The following is a 17,688-nucleotide window of genomic DNA, read 5'->3' on the forward strand; positions in this document are numbered from 1 at the left end:
GAGGCTAAGCCTTATAACTAACTGCGATAACAAAAAAAGGTTAATAAATACAGCTTATTTAAAGGTAAGTAGTTGCTAACATTAAAGGCTGCGAGTAATACGTAATCGGACGAGTGGCAGGGCTGGCGGTTGAAAAAATAGCCGATAACCCTGCGTATCGGCTATTTTCACTCAGGGACGGATGGATCAAAATTCATTATCCTAACGGATAAGTTAAATGAACCGCCCTGTGCGGACCCGCATGCAGGGTGGTGTGGGGAGAGCTGGGTAGATACCAGTTTTTACCCGATTAAATTTAGAAACCCTCAGGATGCGACGATAACCATTCACGGTGCTGCTCCTTTAGGTGATCTCTTTCCTCTGCTGATGCCAACACGATATCCGCGCCTCCATCATAGGGGTGAAACACGATGCCTTTGCTGGGGCAGATAATCATAATATTATCCACCTCATCGTTGGCCACCATACGAAAAAGGCTATTAAGCTCACTACTAGGGAACTCGACCTCTGATACATGAAGATGCCAATAGGATTCGTAATCATCGTCATCTTCGTGTTGCGCTAGTGTGCACCAAGGTTCACTGGCTGAAAATAGCTTTAAGAGTTCTGACCTTGGCTGCGAGAGTAATCGTCCCTCTGAGTACTCTGGTAATACAACGAAAACCTTACTTCCATTGCCACACAACTCTTGAAGAACTAGATTGTGCCTACTCAAGATCTCTAAATACTCACTTTCATTTTCTGGATATCGCTTCGACTCTGGCAAGGAATGAAAGCGTACCCAGCGGCTTTTATACGCATGCTTTAGGTTATGAGCTTCTGGAGCGAAATTATCGAATTCGCCATTCCAGAATTTAGTAAGTTCTTCAATCATGGTGAAATTTAACGCCTAAAGCAGCGGTTTGTCCGCTGCCTTTATTTGTTAGATGAGCCTTTACGATACAAGCGAACAATTTTAGGTTCTTGAGCATCCATAAACATAAACGCTCTACCGTATAAGGCTTGCATACCAAACTCATCAAATTTGTTTTGGCCTAAGCCAGTAATTAACACCTCATCAGTTGCCAGGGCATCTATATGTCTCGATTTTATGACATCCATATGCTCTTGGGTAAAACCGGTGAGTACGACGTTATACGCCGGATGGTTGTACTGAACCAAAATATTTCCATCTTTCATATTCACCGGATTCATATCTGGGTGATAATTGAATATTTTGGACAGAACTTCATTTGCATATTGCCTTGCTTGATCATCATCAAGCCCATCTTCAAGGATTACAATAGTTCCGTTTGAAAACTGCGCTAAATCCTTACCCTCATTAGTGTAAAAAATCATTCTTTCTAATTGGCTTTCATTAGATGCAGAAAAGTCTGGCTTCCATTTAGGTACAGGTGGAAATTGCTTTTCTTCAGACATTGCTGAGCTACTTAAACCTAAAACAGCCAATATAGAGCTAATTAACTTCTTCATACTTCCCTTTCATCTAACTATTAATGCACGTCACTCTGACGCAATATATTACGTCGCATTGACGTAAAACACTCTGATTAATTTTAACCGGCCCTCACTATCTGAGCCAGATTAAAAAAACGGCCCTTTTTCATTTTCCCTCGTGCACAGCGTTGGCCATAAAGGCCGCATTAGCCAAAAGGTTAAAATCAATAGAGGCGACTGTAAATAAAACCACCGTTTTCTTTACAGGTAATTATCACTCAGGGACGGATGGATCAAAATTCATTATCCTAACGGATAAGTTAAATGAACCGCCCTGTGCGGACCCGCATGCAGGGTGGTGTGGGGAGATACCAGCTCTTACCCGATTATGTATTCAAGAAGTACATCAAGACTTCGAGTCTTCAACAATTTTAAGCCATTCTCTAAACGAGCTTGCAGGCCAATTGTTACCAGGCTTTAATCCTTTAGGGTCATACGGGCGAGGTGAACCGCCGAAATAATTTACCCAGCCTTTACTTGGAATATAGGCCAGAGGCGTATCGAATTCTTTGATATAGAATTCAGTTCCTTCTTGAAAATCCATCTCGTTCATATGTATCTGAAGCTTCCAGTTTTATGCATAACTATTAATAAACGTCACTCTGACGCAAAACCTAACCCCATTGTAGGCCTTGTGGTTCGTGGTATCCAGTGATGGTGGGTAGGGAGCAGTATTAGCCGATTATATTTATTTTTCCCAATATACGAATTCATAAACAGTTTCGTTGGCATTTGTGCTCATTCCTTTTGGTAAATAACCACAATATTTATCCACAACAATACCTTTTTTAAAATCAGCTTGAAATATTACCAGCTCCTGATAACTATTTTCTAAGCAACTAAAATACCAAGCTAAAAATTTACCAATTTTCTCTTGGCTTAGTGGCCAATAAGCAGAGTCATTATCAAGAGAAACAAATACTTCACTATCAAATACAAGGCCAGACTCCTCAATACACCTGACCAAATGAGCTAATTGATCGACTTCAACATATTCATATACGGAATATCCCTCAGGATATACGTATTTACCCTCAACTCCTTTAGGAAATAGTTCCAGACTATGAGTTGAGTAAACATCTTCCTTATAAGAAAACCGGTTTAGATCAGCCCCTTCCAATACTTCCTTAGGCAAGAGATGCGTGGTTTCGCGAGCTTTACGCCGCTGCTGAAGCTGACTCAACTTACTTTTTAATTCATCGCTCAATAGTACGACCTAAAATATAACGCAGAGTGAAACTGACAATTTGTTAGAAAGCCGTTTTGGCATTTGACTCGAGTTCCGATTTTTTTTGCAATATTGCATTGTCACTGATATCGACAATTTTTCGTTCTGCTCCGTATAACAAGTGAACACGTAAATCATGTAGAGCCTCTAACGCTAACACATAGCATGCATCCATATGTAAGTTTTCAGAAAGATCGTCTTCAGTTAAAGTATCCATCCAATCAGTGTCCTTATTATATACTCCTGATAGGGCTCCTCGAGGGAGGCCTCGAATTATTTCTATTGCATTTTCAAACTGCTTGCATGTAAGTAACTCATTTATTTTTATCAAATCCAGCACAAGATCTTGCCACCCATCTCCTCCAATAGATTCAATGACCTTTGTGCATATGCTTATTGCGGCTTGCAATCTTAGCTCGGTACTTTGTGACATGCTTGTTTTCTAACGTCGCACTTTGTGGATGGTTTAGAGCACAGCGGAAAACTATTCCGACAACAGTGCCTTGTTAGCAGTTTTACCCAAAACTCTCCACCATTTTCTGGATTTCTGGGTCTTCCATTGGTTGCCAGTCGCTTGTGTACGATATTTTTGCAAGAGAACACGTTGTGCTCCAAACAAGATTTTCTCCATCGGCAACCCCTGTCATTCCCAAATTTTCATATTTAGCCAAACACCAGTACATGCGAGCTATGATTTCTTTTTCTGGAATAGGCATTTTCAGGCCATCTTCAGCTGCCCAACCAATTATTGACGCAGCGGCATACCAGAGCCCCATTACTTTATATGATGCAAGAGTAAGATAAGCTTCTTTGAGAACATTATCCCAACCAATCTCCTGTGCGATTTTTTCAATTTCCTCATCAAGCTCAAGAGCTTCATTTCTTTCACAATCGACTATGGTTCCAGCTAAAAAGTTCATGGTTTCCTTTGACTGCTAACTATTAATGAACGTCACTTTAGGATACTTAACCGTCGCTATTTATGAGAGTGATTTTGAGAAAAGCCTATCATTAATCAAGCATATAATTGTTTCCTCTTGATGAGCATGCCTGAAACAAATGCACTAAACAGCGTATCCTCTCAGCAGCCGTGCAACCTGTCATAAGTCTGTAGGCAGTTTGATACATTACTTATGAGAGCACTTTTGATAGTCCTTCCCTGCCCCTCTCAAAATGTATACTTTTTGATAAACGACTGGTCCGTTTTACATTGGTACTCTAAAAAAGTCCATTTTACATAGGGGGTCAATAATTAGTGTACTACCCTGCAACCAGTACACTATAGGTATACCCTAAATGCACTATCTAAGATGGGGTTGAATTGCGAAGGAGCAAGCATAGAGTACAAGAAAACTCTATACTATAGCCCAGTAGAAGTTTATTTATTATAAACCCATATTTCTCCAACGCTCATGCCTATGTGTCCGTTCCCTTGGGGAAGACTGGAGTTTGGTCTTATATTTATTTCAGGCCCTAAAAGGAAAAAGTCTAAAAGCCAGTTTTCAGGAGAAGTAGAATAATTCTTACCAAACTTATTGTTGATATCATTAACTGCTAGGGAAAACTGTTGCTGGCTTATGCAGAAACCATAATCTCCCTTTATACTTGGGGCATTACCCACTTTTGCAGGAAGCAACAAACTACCATAACCGTCGATAGTAGAAGTATATCTAACGTTAGAGCTATTTTGTTCTTGAGATTGGGCATGTGAAATCACAATGGCTGTACCAGTATCTTGTTCATCCCAATGAACACTGTCTTCTATTTTATATGTATTTCTTGAATCAAAAAGCATCACATTTAAAAAAAGCATATTTCCTTTTATGCTTGTAAAATGTAATGTGTACATTACTTGGTTTACAGCTTGTCCAGTTGAGAAACTTGAAGCTATTTTTGCTTGTCCACTCAAACAAAGCTTTTCATTGGGGTACCAAACTTTTTTTCCTTTTTCCCAACCAACAAAATATTGAAGGGAAGTCGCAGTATACATGGTTGGTAAACTAGTGCTAAATGTATTTAAGTGAAATCCAACATTATGGTTTGAAACTTGAACCACCGTGTTTCCATATTTTGGAAACCCTCCTATTTTTGTTAGAGACTTTTGAAGAATTGCGTCAGCTGTGAGCTCATCAATATTTGTCCAATAGTTTCCACTCCAAATGGATGATGGTAATGGTGTAATCTCTTCGTCTTCTGAAACAATATTGTTTGCTACAAGATGTGGTAAGCTATTTTGAGGAGGAGGATTATCTGCGTTATTAACAATAACCCTTTCTAAAGATGCACTTTGTGGAATATAGTGAAATCGCTTTATTTCAGTAGCTTGAGTTATATTTGCAATGGAAAAAAATATTAGTAAGTAAAGTATAATGTTTTTCATTTATTTTTTACTAAAATATAAATATTTATAACTATCTTGGATAGAGCAATATTAAAAGGCTATGTTTGCCTTAACTATAGCCTCAAAAGCCTTTCTTGCTTATTCTACTTCTACCAAAGCAGCTAGCTCTAAGTAACACTGACCTTGAGAAGCTGGAGCTGTATAACCAATTCGAACTTTTGTTTTACTAACCTTGGCAGTGGACAAAATAGATAGATAAGATTTTCCTGTACTTGTTGATATATCAAAGTATAAGTGCTGGTAAGCACAGTTTTGGTGTACACCTTCTTTGAATGATACAAACCCCACATTTTTATCATGGACCCCAATGGTGGTGACAGTGTTTAGGGGTATATCAATCTCCCAAGCAGAGGCAGGAGTAATACAGATATATAGCAAAGCAGCTAACATGAGCTTATTCATAAGAAATTAAAATACACCTTTGTTTTTAGTCATGACACTGATGGCATTAAAAATTTGTCCATAATCTATCGTATATAGCTATAAAAACCTAGATTTTTTAGAAACAGTAAAAACTTTATGCCGAATTTACTGATTGATAATTAACCAATCTTTAACCGGTACACTATAGGTGTACCCTAAATGGACCGCTAATCCCTCCTGTATCAGGTTAGTGACCGAGCTTGGTTTCTTGGGCTCCAATCTCTAGCGCTTGAGTTGATGAAAATAGGCCATAACCTCTCATTTTTTGCTACTCCTCATGTTCAAACAGTTCGAGCAGATGCAAGGCGCTGACAAGCTTCTAGCTTGCATAATGGCTTAACTTGACACATATAGACCAGTTTAATAGACTGGTTCATATGTTAAGGAGAATAATAGTATGCATAACGAAATTGGTTCGTATGAAGCAAAATCTAAGCTCCCAGAGTTATTGCGCCGGGTAGAGTCTGGTGAATCCTTCACTATAACCAACCGGGGTAAAGTCATTGCCGATTTGGTGCCCGCTGATCATCAGAAACAGAAGGTGAAAAATGCCATCGCCAATATCAAGAAAATGAAACAACATGTGATGTCGGATGAGGTCTTAGATGAACTGAAAATGGATGGTCGTAAGTAGTGAGTGATTTTGTCTTAGATAACTCAGTCGCCATGCGCTGGCTTCTACAAACAGCCAAAGTCACTGACCAAGAGTACGCAATCAGTGTGCTTGAGACGATGGTGGAAAAGGCGGCTGTGGTTCCAAACCTGTGGCATCTGGAGGCAGTTAGTGTGTTACTTGGTGCGGAAAAACGGGAAGAAATCAGTCTTGCGGAAGTAGAGTCGTTTTTGGCACAACTGGAAAGCCTGCCAATACATGTTGATCTTGCCACCGCCAGCCATGCCTTTGGGCGTATCATGCGTTTAGCGAAAACCTATAACCTCAGTAGTTATGATGCAGCCTATTTGGAACTCGCTGTGCGTGAAGGTTTACCCATTGCAACGTTGGATAAAAACTTAACAAAAGCAGCCAAAAAAGCTGAAGTCGCACTTTACTTGCTTGATTGATCTATGTGTTACAGAAGGCACACATCAACTGTGTTATGTTCCGCGTGGAACATTTTGTGGAACAAGTACTCTCTACATTAACCGGATTCAGACCACTGACGTGAGCGTTATCAATGAATTTAAGTACGACAGAGAAGTTAGCGCGTTACGAAACCGCGCAAGAAACCATCGGTGTATTAATTGCTATGCGCTCAAAGTGGATCTATGAAGAAGAGCAAAAGCCAGAACCAAACCAGGATCTAATACGACAGTGGGAGAGTGAACAAGATACGTTTCACGATGAGTTAAATGACCTGCTGATCGATGATGATGACAAGATAGAGCGTGTGTTGAATGAATATGCGCCTATTGTAAAAGCACATATGACCAGTTAAGGGGAAAAGCATGTTAACTAAGCAGTACGTGCTTCCTAAAGAGTTACACGATAGTATCTTTAAACGCCGAATTGAAAAAAAATACCTCTCCAACAGCAAAGAGCAAGAGAAACCGCTGGCCATTATCACGGGTGGTCAACCAGGCTCTGGAAAATCTGGTATTACCTCAAAGGCAAAAGAGGAACTGAAAACCCAGGGCGGTCATATCCTTGTTGATGCTGATATTCTCAGGAAACAACACCCTAGCTACTATGACTTGCTAAAAAAAGATGATATTCAAGCAGCGAACTTAACACACCAAGATGCTAGCCAATGGGCAGTAAAGCTCATCATGTCAGCGGTAGAAAACCGCAGAAACCTGATCATTGATCAGACATCAAAGGGTCTAGCAGCTTTTAAGCAGTTAGCAACAGGGTTAAAGCAAGCAGGGTATACCGTTGAATTTCGAGCCATGGCCGTTAATGAGAAGGTGAGTGAACAGCGTATTTATACCCGTTATGAAGAACAGAAAAAACAAAATGGTTTTGGTCGGTTTTCAACGAAAGATAAGCATGATCAAGCCTATAAAGGCTTAGCTAACGTAGTTGAACACACTGAAGCCCTCAAACTGGTAGATAAGAGCACCTTGTATAACAAGGACCATAAGGCCGTTTACACGAATCAGCTAGAAGATGACCAATGGAGAATTGGGCCTCAAGCATCACAGCTACTGAAGTATGAACGTGATCGCCAAATGACGCTTAAGGAACTGTCAGAACTTCAAAATAATTACACTAAATTAAAGTCGCTTATTGAAACACCTGAGCGTCATGCAACACCTGCAGAAGTCAGCAATATCAATAAACGACTTGAGGAAGCTACACAAAAAATAAATGAAAATGTTGCCCGTCAGTCCAAGTCAAAAACGCATAAAATATAAGTATTTTCGAGATAGCCTGGAAGCACTACCCACTATCACCGCTTTTACTCACATTTTGTTGGTTTTGAATAATAGAAAATAATCGTATGGCAACAGATAAACACTGGCATATTACGCCCAATAAAAATAAAGCATTAATGCTGGCAAAACGTGAAATTGCAGTGTTTGTACATGATGCTGTAGCACTGGAAGGTATTCACTTCACGTTGCCAGAGATCCAAACACTGTTAGAGGGTATTACCGTTGGTGGTTATAAACTCAGTGATCAGCAAATTGCTGTAAACCAGGGTAATGCGTGGCGGCACTTGTTTGACTCTATACAGCAAGGGACGTTTAAATTGAACGCTGACTATGCTTGTTGGTTGCATGGCATTGCAGGGAAAGAAGAAGCTTTAGAGTGGGGTCAGTTCCGTTCTGGAGGAGTCACCATTGCGGGTACTGATTACATGCCTCCCCGAGCCAGTGAACTTCCTTGCCTGTTTGATAAAATGGTAGCGGGTGCCAAAGGGATAGACGACATCTATGACCAAGCGATTTTTGTATTCCTAACCATGGCGCGTCATCGGTTTTTCTATGGTGTGAATAAACGGATGGGGCGGCTCATGATGAATGGCATATTGCTCAATGCTGGTTACCCCGTCATTAATCTTCCTGTTAAACGACAGCTGGAGTTTAACCAGTTAATGTTGGACTTTTATCAGTCTGGTGATCAAGGTCCTATGAATCAGTTTATGCGTTCTTGCCTGGATGATCGTTTGATTAATATTATGTGCGAGCAATGCATACCGAATTAGCTCTTTTTCAGGAGAAAAACGCACGAATGCCAATCCACTACAAAATAGTATCAGTAAAGGAACCAGATAAGTTCACCTGTGACAAATGCCATAAAATATATGAAATGCATACTTGTGTTCGCATTAAACATACCTTTGGCTATGATTCTCCACCAGGATGGGATATGACATCTGTCGATATTTCACTGTGCGAAGCGTGTCTTATTAACATAAGCACTTCTATGAAGATTATTCGTTGTCAACGTGACGACCATACTGAACATAAAAGCACGGATAGATTATCTCATGTCCTTGAGTGCCCAGGACTATTTTCAAATGAGTTACCTGACTTTGATCTCCACCCTGACAATGGAAAAAATGGCTACTGGAAGGTTATCGGGATACGTCATCAAGCGCTTGTCCAAACAGACAGCGCCAAAAAAGCACGAGAACTAGCAGTAAATATTGTTGGAGACTGGGAGCTTGAATCTATAGAGTACCTTGGCCCCCACCTTCCGAAGGTGATGAACTTTATTTAACGCATCAACAACACTGGTCAGTAACTGATGTTTTTTTAAGACTGTGCCATCAGGGCGAGTTAGCTCAATACCAAACACCATAAGTGATGCTGGTTGCTCCTTATCCTGATGATTGACTACATCTGTCACAGTAAGATCCACGCAAATAAAATGTGTCCATGTGGAAAGGGTGCATAAAATAACAATACTTCGAATTACACACGTTCACTGAAGGAAACAAAAAATGCCTACAGATCATCTATATCTACAGGTATTGATGGCTGGTTTTCTCTTGCTTTAATAATCTCAATTAGCGCTGCATCCTCTAGTTTATCTTCTTCTTTTTGAAAAAAATAAAATACCTGAGCAACGAGTTTTTTCTCTTTTTGACTTGGTTTAAGGGCAAAGCGGTATTTATACATATTTTATGTCTTCTCCTGACTCGCTCCTGCCACAGACGCTGTAGACGAACAGAACCTTACAGCTGTTGTTACGGGTCAGAAGCCGATTTAAATGGATTCAAGTCCTAGCCAAAATATCACAGCTTTGTTTCTTTGTCCGAACATTCAACCGACGTTAGCCTAGCCAACCCTCATATCTACGTACTCTATTTCTTTGTCCCACAAAGAAAGTGAACAGCAATTCAATATCTCTTCGGTAATTATCCGATGGCAATCGGCTAGCCTCGCAGAGCAGGATAACCGTTGAGCATGCCATGCGAATAAGGTTAAGTGAAGTAGGAGCATCACGTTTACGTGTGGGCCTACTTCACCCATCCTGCCCGCCTAACGGCGTTCATTACCCCACAATAAGTGTGCAACAACCATTTCGAATAAGCTGCCATTTCTGCACAATTTCACCACTATTTTACGTTTGATATCCTGAAATACTATAGAACAGGCATGTAATGGCTACTAATAGCGCACTAATAGTGGAGTAATAGCGCACTTGTAGTGCACTTGTAGTGCTAAAATAGTGATTTTCTAATAGCAGTAAAATAGCGAAAATCTATACCGATAAACGCTTATGGAATTCAAACTACTGTGAGTTTTCAATGAGAAATATTGTGGCAATCAATGCTGTCATCCTGAGCTAGGCCACACTCTCTTATTATTCAGTCCTGTTCTTTCGCTATTTTGTAGCAGATCAGCATGCTCAACGGTGGCAATGGTTTAATTTATTTTCTAAATAAATTAAACCATTCATGATATTAACGCCCCAAATACACTGCCGTGACTTCTTCCCGTTCATGGCCTAATTCATGAGAAATCTTGAGTCGTGCTGCGTGATCCTGTGCTTTCTGTTGTGGGGTGAGTTGTTTAGCTAAAGGACCGCCTTGTTTGGGGCAAGGCCAACCCGTTATTGTTTGGTAACGGTCTTGTGCATAGCGATGGCGTAAGCCGTGATTTTTATCGAGCGTGGCTTGCATGGTCCAATAGGTATAGGCCCGCAGTTGTTGTACATAGGTTTTATGGGCAGGAATCATGGAGCCATTACCGGCTAAGTCATGACATTGCTGTAGCAGTGTTCGCTGAGCTTGTGTCCTGATTGGGGTTATTCTTTCCCTACCGCCCTTACACCAAGAGGCTTTAAGTTGGAGGTGGTCACCTTGATCCGCATAGCTGGGCTGGAATTTTAAGCATTCTTCTCGACGTAAACCAAAAGCGGCCTGTAGTTGCAAGCTTAATTGAATATGTGGGTCACGAATACGTTGCAGTTTTTCCTGGCAGAGTGTTCGGCTGTGATCGGTATTGGTGACATACTGACGTCGTTCAATACCATAAAAGTCATTGTCTTTGGCAATAACCTGCGGTTTATTGATTTTTTCCGCCCACCAACGTAAGGCTGCCATTCGATTTTTAATGGTTGCCGGACGTTTATCCTCTGCTTGCCTTTGAGGCTATGCAGGTTCATGTGCAAATAGCCCAAGCTTTTTAATTCATCCGCACAGCGTGTTAATAGTCGCTGTCGATTAGCCTGGGTGGCAAAGGAACCATCCCGATTACGAGCACACAGCTGCTTTAGCTGGTATTTCAGCGTGGATTGACTCATGGTTTAAACAAGCTCGGTTGATCTTAACAACAATAAAAACGGTAAGTGTTAAAGCCTCTTGCCTACGTCGTTGCGTAGAAAAGTCCTGTGATCACAGGTTAAGGCCATAGATGTTAAGTGGGGTCAAAAACCCTCTGCATTGGTCAGCGGTGGCTGATGGCAAAGCAGATTGAAGGGTCAACACGAGGTGTTTACATCGGTTCAACGCTTCATTCTCGTACTAGGACTTCGCAGTCTTTTTCTAGTGAACGACAACTATCGCTTGTTGCTTGCTTCCTATTAACCCACCTTGTTATCACAGTTGGGCACTGCGGGCTTCACTGGGAAGGCCAATGGTTTGGGACCTTGCTATCACCTGCAAGGGAGGTTTTACGGCACTATTGGCTGGTTGGCTCCAGGTCTTGCGGCGGGTACTCCGTTTAGGGTCTGGAGTGGGACCTGATGATCGATCGTAGTAAGGGGAACCTTTTTTTGCGTCTTTGGTTTGACGTTTACGCTGGCAAAGCCAGGATGGTCGCCTGGTTTTCGTCCTGGGCTTGACGTACTACGATGATCAACCTCAGTTGACTGTCTGAGGTGCACAGCATGAGCCTGAAATAGTATACGTCACGTGCTGATAACGCAATGCAATCGTCGTATAGTCCAATGAATGTGCGTGTCCGCCATTCTGTCCCTAGGCACTAGGGACAGAATGGCAACCGTGTCATTTTCATTAAAAATGTTGATACATATATATTTTACTTGTCGTTTTGCACCAAGTTATATATAAAAATATACATTAATCTATTTAAATCAATTTATAACAATAAAAAGCCCCATAAATTGATATGTATATACTTAAAACACAAAATAGCGTATGAATATCGATTATTATCTACTTTAAACAATGTATAAAAGTGGGACATGGTTCACGCGAAAAAACGTGTTGGAGAGTCAGCGAGTTAAAAAATAAATGCCCTATCCTACAGTTAAAATGTGAGGGCAGCATTTGAAGTATGTCTGATCAGTGGACGACGCTTCGAGGCGCGGTAAAAGCCCTGCATAAGCGGTGTTCCGCCCTGCTTCACACCCCTTCTACACTGCTATTACCGCTTCGCCCACAAACTCCCCCACGGACCATTTTAACAATCACAAGGCCCCCTCTTATCCCCCTGAGGGGGAAGTACAGTAGTGAAAAACTACGGCACACTTTATTCAACGTATCCATAAAAGAATGCTAGTTGAAAACGCACTCCTCCTCGCCACCCTGTGGACTTTGCGTCCTAAACGTTTTGTGAAATCTCAAAGTGAACACAATCACCGCCCTACCCCATATATCTACTGGGATTCAGGCAAAAATGGGTGATTGCACGGTGTGAAAAAAAGCGCAAGAAAATGAAAAAAAGTGCAGTTTTTTGAAAGGTACTGCAACTGGGCTTAGTAGCACACAGTGGCAGTTTCTATACTTCGAAGTAACCCCGCGCTTTTTTGCTTGCCTCTAACTTGTCGTATAACTCTCTCGCTTCTTCCTCGGACTCGAAGCTATCGACTTTAAGCTGCCCATTTTTGCCAATACGGCCAAAGTACCTCATAAGGGACCAGTGCCCAAAAAGATCTGGCTGTATGTGCAAACTGTAGTACTTGTTTTCGTTCGTCTCAGCGTTGATCTTATGCATTAAAATCATTCGAACCACTCCAAGTCATCCTTAACGCACTGTAAGCTAATTCTAGCTTGAGCTGATGAACTTGCGATCACAAAAGTACAAAAACAGGCAGCGTGATAGAACGTCCCTTCAATCTACTCAACATCAAGCAGCGCGATAAAAATACTTTGTCTCACTATCCTGAATAATCAAGGCTTCCTTAAGCAGTAAGTTAAAATAACGATCTGCCGTTCGGGTACCAAGCTTGTAGTCTTTAATCATTTGACGTTTGCTTATAGCCTCCCCTCCTTTCATCGATATCACTTCTTTTTTTATCTTTTCGTACTTGTTGCTACTATTGATGCTGACAACATTTTGATGTTGTTCCATATCTTTGGGTTTATCGCCACCCTCCTCTTGCTGACACCCAACGTCGCTATCTTCCCGTTGGCAAGGGGTAGCAGTGGGTGGCACTTTTTCAGCATCAGGGGTGGCAGTTTCTAAAAGTGCATCCGTTGTGTTTTCTTCCTCATGTTCATTAGTGCCACCCTCGTTAACTTTTAGTTTACTTTGATAGTCACGACGGAAGTCGTTTTCTTCACGCAATAAGCAAATGAAAAAGCTTGCAACTAGGTCAAGCAGTACCGCTAAAAGTATGAATACATAAACTTGCACCACTGCTTTATCTTCACCCACTGCTGTAGCAATTGCACCAAGTAAAGCTGTCATTGGCGTTTCTTGCGTAACATCAAGCGTACTGATTTTGTCTTGTATCGTTGCCGCTTTCATCCTCAACGCCTCATTACGTTGCTGCAAAGGCTGCGCAAAGTTCTTAATTCTGTTAAGTGCGATGTACTTATCTATAGCTTTCTGATTCTCTGCCACTTCAGCAAGTAGCAACTGACGTTCTTCAATCAGAGCTGCTCGCTGCTGTTCTGCTTTGGTAATGCTGGCCTGAATTCGCTGGGTGTCACTCTGCAACCCACCAATCGAGCCAAGGATGCTTGCAGCAGCTAGCGTGACAAAAAGAAGGGTGGCACCCATGACACCCACCCAGTCTTTGCGATGTTTGCGTCGTGCAATCTCAGGTAGCGCAACAAATTTTGCTAACTCGAATGCAATCGCAAGCCCAGCGAACATAAGACTGTAGTAGTAATTTTCTGAGATTGATGCAAAGAGCAATACAGATAGTGCCACTGATAAAGTGACACTCAGGGTGGCACCCGTGTAGCTGGGTATCAGTTGTAGTGCGCTCTTGGGGTGGCGTACTAGTGGCACTAAGCACCTCCGAAAAAGTATGAAGTAATACTTATGAATTAATAAGTATGAAATGCTAAATAATACTGGTTAAGTATTATGTCACAGGTATGACATGTTATCTAATAAGTATGATTTCATAGGTATTTCTTAATATTTCATAAGTAATACTTATGAGTTAATATTTAATACAAATGAACTATGGTGATAATAAGTATTACTTCATAAGTATGCTTTAATATTTCATAGGTAATACATATGAAGTATTTGTTAACACTTAACATGTGATACTTGTTAACTAACAACAAATATTTCATACTTCATAAGTAACACTTCATAAATACATAATGTGTGGGGCTTGTCATGATTACATTAGTTGCTAGCAACAAGGGAGGGTCAGGCAAAACAACTGTTTCTTGCAATCTTGCGGTTGCTTTTGCTCGCCTGGGTTACGAAGTCTGTTTAGTTGATGCTGACAAGCAGGGTAGCGCAGCAAGGTGGTGCACTGAGAGAGAAGAGCAGGGACATTCGCCCAAAATCATACTAACGCAAAAGTACGACAATTTAGCCCAAACCCTAAATAGTTTGCGAGAGAAGTATGATCGAGTAGTTGTTGATGTTGCAGGTAGAAATAGCCGCGAGATGATTACTGCTGCAACTGTTGCAGACGTAATGATATGCCCTCACCAATGCAGCCAATTAGATTTAGATACTCTTGGAGAACTTCACGACCAAATAGTAAGGGTTCGTGACTTAAATCCTGAGTTAAGTGTTTATGTTTATCAATCCATGGCGTCAACAAATCCAAGCGTAATGGACACTGAGCGCCAAGAGTTCGAAAGCTATGTTTCAGAATTTCCAGAATTTAAAGCTCTTACATCTGTGGGTCGATACCGTAAAGTTTATAGGGATGTGATGAGCGAGGGGTTGAGTGTGCTTGAGTCTAAGAATGAGCAAGCATCTAATGAAGTATTAAAACTATTTGGGGAGATATACTCGCATGCCAATCAAGAAGCCATCACAGCGTAAACTTGTGTCAGCTGTAGAAGCTGAAAGGCTTGCGGATGAGCTTGCTGATCGTCCTTATAGTGCAAATGCTAGTGTAGTGAAACCTGAACCTCAAATAATAGAGGAGCCAGAAATCACTGATCTTGATGATGAACTCACTAGGACAACAATTAGCTTACCGTTAAGTTTGCTAAATAAGATTGAAGATTTAGCTAGAGATCGTAAGAGAGCTAAGAGTAAAAAAGGGAAGAATAACAGCGCAATCATAAGAGAGGCAGTTGAACTTTACTTTAAAAAAATAAGCTAAATCAATCAGTTAAAATTAATAAGTATGAAGTATGATATATTACTTCATACTTTGTGTGCATTGCTTATCAAAATACAGCCACTGGCAGCAGCGCGAATTAAAAAACCTACAAAGACTTTCATGCTACGACACCACCTCAGAAATTATCTCGCCTATCTACCCAAGAAATATCGTTAATTTCATCCTCAAGTGAAGACGAGCTATCATCTTTAGCATAATCTTCATTGATTGCTGACCATAGGTATTTCCCAGGGTTCTTTACATCGCCAAGCTCAATCTGTACAACGGTATAGTCGAAGTTTCTTTCAATCCGATTCCTATCAAATTTGTTGAAAACAGTGACTACCAAGCGGGCTGGGAGATACTCAGCAACTTTATCTTCCAGGGTTTTCTCCAATTCAAGCGCTTGCTCGTATTCATCAAACTCATCAACTGGCTCAGACACATTATTCTTGAAGATGCTGAACGCAATGGCAATAACTTTACGTCCATGAGTTTTTGTTTTGTAGTTAAAGGTCAGATCAGTTTTATCTGTTAGTTCTTCGCGGACATGATCCAGTACACGCTTTTTAAAATCATTAAATCGCTTATACTTTGAATCTTCTATTCCTAGATAGGCTCTCAAGTTGGCTACCTTAATTTCACTGTATACAACAGGTTCTTCTGATTTTTCGGGATAAAACTGTCGTAAAAGCTCATACATTCGAATAGCGTTAGTTGATCGTAACGAGGTGATTTGCTTTAACTGGTAGGTAGTGAAATGAGACTTTAGTTGCAACAAGTATGGGCGTAGTTTTTTTGATATAGAAAAGCGTACAACACCCTCACGAGGCCTGTAATCAACGTCAGAGAACCACGTAGTATATAGAGCTCCATCTGGTTCTTCTGGTCTTATGATTCGAATAGAACTCGTTGTGAGGTTAGTTGCAATATCTCTCATTCGGTTACGGTAGAGGTTAGATTCATCTATACCTGTGAGCTCACAAAGTTTTTTAATACTAAGTTCGTAGTCTTTTAAGTTGTCATCTTCTGGAGAAATTAAGCTTATGATCGCTAATACAATTTTCTGCTCTCGTACAGACAAACTAACCTTTGACTCAACAAGCTGTGCTTGAATTAGCTGATTAGCTTTAGTTACTCGATTTTGTCTCTTCATAGCCCCTCACACTAAGCTTACGAAACAACAACATAATAACAGACCATTAACGCATCAACAACTTTACATGCGTCATTGCGTTAATATAAAATACTCCATTTAAACACTAAATAAACATAAGCAATTGTTTTTATTTGATAAAATTTAGCGATTGATTTTCAGTGTAAAAAATAATTTTTTTAAAAACTGTCAAAGAGTCTGCTTTTTACTGTTAAGTTGTTGGTGTTATTTGTTTGTAAAAAATATTCACAATGTATATTTTTTAACCAGAGAAGATTTTAACCAAGACTCATACTGTTAAAATGTCTGCCATTACTGTTAAAGTGTCGCTATAAAACCAGCAACATAGCCTTAATATTTATCGTTCAAAATTTGAACAAATCCTTTCCTACAACATCTCCCTCTCTCTGTTAAAGTGTCGCCATTAGACTGTCAATTTGACTGTTTTAAACTGTCAAAATGTCGACATTAGCACTGTTATAATGTCGTCAATTAACTGTTAAGTTGTCGTCGATTATTCTCTGTAAGCCTTTATTTTCAATGCTTGTAGGGGAGGGTAAAACAAGAATTAAAAACAAGTTATAAAAAACAAGATAAAACATGACTTACAAACATAAATCGTAAGCTGTATAGATTGTATATTTTTTACTCTACAGTTAGAGCGATTAGGAAGCCTCTACAAGGGTAAATAGTTCATAGTAACCATAACCTATACATACAACAGTAGACGTCCTCAAACGAAGCTGTAAGCGCTTATAAAGACAAGTTTTGTATGACCTTTTGCTATATACTTCAAATATCTTATAACCTGTTCACCTGAACGACAGTTTTAGCGCTTTCGATGATCCGGTATATGCGACAAATCAATTATGTCGCTCTCAAGCACGACGTCCTTTGGCTTCACTAGCCGCCTGACCTCTCTAAAGCCTGCCGCTTTCTGCCTCGCTCTCCGTTCCCGTGCAGCTCTTGCGCGCGCTGCTTTGCGCTCTTTGTCGCTTGCATACTTTGCTGGCCGCCCTCTAGGTCTTGTCGGGGTTGTATTGCTGTCACTCTTGTCTGCCATCGTTTCTACTCCTCACTTAGTTTTATTT

At 40.6% G+C, this 17,688-nt stretch carries 22 protein-coding genes; 8 read left to right on the forward strand and 14 right to left on the reverse strand.

Going from position 1 to position 17,688, the window contains the following annotated elements; translation table 11 throughout:
* Positions 1–295: 295 nt before the first annotated feature.
* The 8 genes from KHS79_RS24095 to KHS79_RS24130 all read right to left on the reverse strand — a co-directional run bounded on the left by KHS79_RS24095 (position 296) and on the right by KHS79_RS24130 (position 5,528).
* On the reverse strand, positions 296–874 hold the full coding sequence (locus KHS79_RS24095) for a DUF3885 domain-containing protein (protein WP_212722738.1): 579 nt from the start codon (positions 872–874) through the stop codon (positions 296–298).
* A gap of 41 nt (positions 875–915) precedes the next feature.
* Positions 916–1,473 (reverse strand): hypothetical protein, encoded by a 558-nt coding sequence (locus tag KHS79_RS24100; RefSeq protein WP_212722739.1) that lies wholly within the window; start codon positions 1,471–1,473, stop codon positions 916–918.
* 370 nt (positions 1,474–1,843) lie between these two features.
* On the reverse strand, positions 1,844–2,050 hold the full coding sequence (locus KHS79_RS24105; protein WP_212722740.1) for a hypothetical protein: 207 nt from the start codon (positions 2,048–2,050) through the stop codon (positions 1,844–1,846).
* 135 nt (positions 2,051–2,185) lie between these two features.
* Positions 2,186–2,704: a hypothetical protein gene (locus KHS79_RS24110; protein ID WP_212722741.1), complete on the reverse strand. Its 519-nt coding sequence runs from the start codon at positions 2,702–2,704 to the stop codon at positions 2,186–2,188.
* A gap of 43 nt (positions 2,705–2,747) precedes the next feature.
* A complete protein-coding gene (locus KHS79_RS24115) occupies positions 2,748–3,158 on the reverse strand; it encodes a hypothetical protein (protein ID WP_212722742.1) in 411 nt (136 codons plus the stop codon).
* Positions 3,159–3,240: 82 nt separating this feature from the next.
* Positions 3,241–3,645, reverse strand: coding sequence for a hypothetical protein (locus KHS79_RS24120; RefSeq protein ID WP_212722743.1), 405 nt, complete (start codon positions 3,643–3,645; stop codon positions 3,241–3,243).
* Between the two features lie 458 nt (positions 3,646–4,103).
* Positions 4,104–5,105, reverse strand: a complete 1,002-nt coding sequence (locus KHS79_RS24125) for a hypothetical protein (protein WP_212722744.1) — start codon at positions 5,103–5,105, stop codon at positions 4,104–4,106.
* A gap of 99 nt (positions 5,106–5,204) precedes the next feature.
* Positions 5,205–5,528: a hypothetical protein gene (locus KHS79_RS24130; protein ID WP_212722745.1), complete on the reverse strand. Its 324-nt coding sequence runs from the start codon at positions 5,526–5,528 to the stop codon at positions 5,205–5,207.
* Positions 5,529–5,946: 418 nt separating this feature from the next.
* On the opposite strand from KHS79_RS24130, the gene KHS79_RS24135 reads away from it, so the two are divergent.
* The 6 genes from KHS79_RS24135 (at position 5,947) to KHS79_RS24160 (ending at position 9,216) form a co-directional block, all read left to right on the forward strand.
* A complete protein-coding gene (locus KHS79_RS24135; RefSeq protein WP_027710417.1) occupies positions 5,947–6,183 on the forward strand; it encodes a type II toxin-antitoxin system Phd/YefM family antitoxin in 237 nt (78 codons plus the stop codon).
* Complete coding sequence (locus KHS79_RS24140; protein ID WP_212722746.1) at positions 6,183–6,611, forward strand: type II toxin-antitoxin system VapC family toxin; 429 nt, start codon at positions 6,183–6,185, stop codon at positions 6,609–6,611. Before KHS79_RS24135 ends, KHS79_RS24140 begins: the two co-directional genes overlap by 1 nt.
* Positions 6,612–6,724: 113 nt before the next feature.
* Entirely contained in the window at positions 6,725–6,985 is a 261-nt protein-coding gene (locus tag KHS79_RS24145; RefSeq protein WP_094790002.1) for a hypothetical protein, read from the forward strand.
* A 10-nt stretch (positions 6,986–6,995) separates the two neighbouring features.
* Complete coding sequence (locus KHS79_RS24150) at positions 6,996–7,904, forward strand: zeta toxin family protein (RefSeq protein ID WP_212722747.1); 909 nt, start codon at positions 6,996–6,998, stop codon at positions 7,902–7,904.
* A gap of 86 nt (positions 7,905–7,990) precedes the next feature.
* The gene (locus KHS79_RS24155; RefSeq protein ID WP_212722748.1) at positions 7,991–8,698 is read left to right on the forward strand and encodes a Fic family protein; all 708 of its coding nucleotides are present in this window, start codon (positions 7,991–7,993) and stop codon (positions 8,696–8,698) included.
* Positions 8,683–9,216: a hypothetical protein gene (locus KHS79_RS24160; protein WP_212722749.1), complete on the forward strand. Its 534-nt coding sequence runs from the start codon at positions 8,683–8,685 to the stop codon at positions 9,214–9,216. Before KHS79_RS24155 ends, KHS79_RS24160 begins: the two co-directional genes overlap by 16 nt.
* A gap of 227 nt (positions 9,217–9,443) precedes the next feature.
* Here KHS79_RS24160 and KHS79_RS24165 read toward each other — a convergent pair whose 3' ends face one another.
* The 5 genes from KHS79_RS24165 to KHS79_RS24185 all read right to left on the reverse strand — a co-directional run bounded on the left by KHS79_RS24165 (position 9,444) and on the right by KHS79_RS24185 (position 14,147).
* Complete coding sequence (locus KHS79_RS24165) at positions 9,444–9,617, reverse strand: hypothetical protein (RefSeq protein ID WP_212722750.1); 174 nt, start codon at positions 9,615–9,617, stop codon at positions 9,444–9,446.
* A 788-nt stretch (positions 9,618–10,405) separates the two neighbouring features.
* Positions 10,406–11,047, reverse strand: a complete 642-nt coding sequence (locus KHS79_RS26010; protein WP_325167644.1) for an integrase domain-containing protein — start codon at positions 11,045–11,047, stop codon at positions 10,406–10,408.
* Between the two features lie 569 nt (positions 11,048–11,616).
* A complete protein-coding gene (locus KHS79_RS24175; protein WP_212722751.1) occupies positions 11,617–11,829 on the reverse strand; it encodes a hypothetical protein in 213 nt (70 codons plus the stop codon).
* 857 nt (positions 11,830–12,686) lie between these two features.
* On the reverse strand, positions 12,687–12,911 hold the full coding sequence (locus KHS79_RS24180) for a WGR domain-containing protein (RefSeq protein WP_094789627.1): 225 nt from the start codon (positions 12,909–12,911) through the stop codon (positions 12,687–12,689).
* A 123-nt stretch (positions 12,912–13,034) separates the two neighbouring features.
* Positions 13,035–14,147, reverse strand: coding sequence for a hypothetical protein (locus tag KHS79_RS24185; protein ID WP_212722752.1), 1,113 nt, complete (start codon positions 14,145–14,147; stop codon positions 13,035–13,037).
* A 342-nt stretch (positions 14,148–14,489) separates the two neighbouring features.
* On the opposite strand from KHS79_RS24185, the gene KHS79_RS24190 reads away from it, so the two are divergent.
* Both KHS79_RS24190 and KHS79_RS24195 read left to right on the forward strand, forming a co-directional pair.
* Complete coding sequence (locus tag KHS79_RS24190) at positions 14,490–15,155, forward strand: AAA family ATPase (RefSeq protein ID WP_027709735.1); 666 nt, start codon at positions 14,490–14,492, stop codon at positions 15,153–15,155.
* Positions 15,127–15,441, forward strand: a complete 315-nt coding sequence (locus tag KHS79_RS24195; protein WP_027709736.1) for a hypothetical protein — start codon at positions 15,127–15,129, stop codon at positions 15,439–15,441. Before KHS79_RS24190 ends, KHS79_RS24195 begins: the two co-directional genes overlap by 29 nt.
* A gap of 136 nt (positions 15,442–15,577) precedes the next feature.
* Here KHS79_RS24195 and KHS79_RS24200 read toward each other — a convergent pair whose 3' ends face one another.
* Positions 15,578–16,597 carry a replication initiation protein gene (locus KHS79_RS24200; RefSeq protein WP_027709737.1) on the reverse strand — a complete coding sequence of 340 codons (1,020 nt, stop codon included), beginning with the start codon at positions 16,595–16,597 and terminating at the stop codon, positions 15,578–15,580.
* Between the last annotated feature and the right edge of the window lie 1,091 nt (positions 16,598–17,688).

Origin of the sequence: Zooshikella ganghwensis (assembly GCF_018263875.1) — a bacterium.
Classification (GTDB): Bacteria; Pseudomonadota; Gammaproteobacteria; order Pseudomonadales; family Zooshikellaceae; genus Zooshikella; species Zooshikella ganghwensis.

Excerpts from the sequence above, each read along its gene's own strand:
- KHS79_RS24180 (WP_094789627.1), bottom strand. The coding sequence starts at position 12,911 with ATGATTTTAATGCATAAGATCAACGCTGAGACGAACGAAAACAAGTAC.
- KHS79_RS24155 (WP_212722748.1), top strand. The coding sequence starts at position 7,991 with ATGGCAACAGATAAACACTGGCATATTACGCCCAATAAAAATAAAGCA.
- KHS79_RS24125 (WP_212722744.1), bottom strand. The coding sequence starts at position 5,105 with ATGAAAAACATTATACTTTACTTACTAATATTTTTTTCCATTGCAAAT.
- KHS79_RS24165 (WP_212722750.1), bottom strand. The coding sequence starts at position 9,617 with ATGTATAAATACCGCTTTGCCCTTAAACCAAGTCAAAAAGAGAAAAAA.
- KHS79_RS24120 (WP_212722743.1), bottom strand. The coding sequence starts at position 3,645 with ATGAACTTTTTAGCTGGAACCATAGTCGATTGTGAAAGAAATGAAGCT.
- KHS79_RS24145 (WP_094790002.1), top strand. The coding sequence starts at position 6,725 with ATGAATTTAAGTACGACAGAGAAGTTAGCGCGTTACGAAACCGCGCAA.
- KHS79_RS24200 (WP_027709737.1), bottom strand. The coding sequence starts at position 16,597 with ATGAAGAGACAAAATCGAGTAACTAAAGCTAATCAGCTAATTCAAGCA.
- KHS79_RS24130 (WP_212722745.1), bottom strand. The coding sequence starts at position 5,528 with ATGAATAAGCTCATGTTAGCTGCTTTGCTATATATCTGTATTACTCCT.
- KHS79_RS24135 (WP_027710417.1), top strand. The coding sequence starts at position 5,947 with ATGCATAACGAAATTGGTTCGTATGAAGCAAAATCTAAGCTCCCAGAG.
- KHS79_RS24105 (WP_212722740.1), bottom strand. The coding sequence starts at position 2,050 with ATGAACGAGATGGATTTTCAAGAAGGAACTGAATTCTATATCAAAGAA.
- KHS79_RS24115 (WP_212722742.1), bottom strand. The coding sequence starts at position 3,158 with ATGTCACAAAGTACCGAGCTAAGATTGCAAGCCGCAATAAGCATATGC.
- KHS79_RS26010 (WP_325167644.1), bottom strand. The coding sequence starts at position 11,047 with ATGGCAGCCTTACGTTGGTGGGCGGAAAAAATCAATAAACCGCAGGTT.
- KHS79_RS24095 (WP_212722738.1), bottom strand. The coding sequence starts at position 874 with ATGATTGAAGAACTTACTAAATTCTGGAATGGCGAATTCGATAATTTC.
- KHS79_RS24190 (WP_027709735.1), top strand. The coding sequence starts at position 14,490 with ATGATTACATTAGTTGCTAGCAACAAGGGAGGGTCAGGCAAAACAACT.
- KHS79_RS24195 (WP_027709736.1), top strand. The coding sequence starts at position 15,127 with ATGCCAATCAAGAAGCCATCACAGCGTAAACTTGTGTCAGCTGTAGAA.
- KHS79_RS24150 (WP_212722747.1), top strand. The coding sequence starts at position 6,996 with ATGTTAACTAAGCAGTACGTGCTTCCTAAAGAGTTACACGATAGTATC.
- KHS79_RS24100 (WP_212722739.1), bottom strand. The coding sequence starts at position 1,473 with ATGAAGAAGTTAATTAGCTCTATATTGGCTGTTTTAGGTTTAAGTAGC.
- KHS79_RS24160 (WP_212722749.1), top strand. The coding sequence starts at position 8,683 with ATGCATACCGAATTAGCTCTTTTTCAGGAGAAAAACGCACGAATGCCA.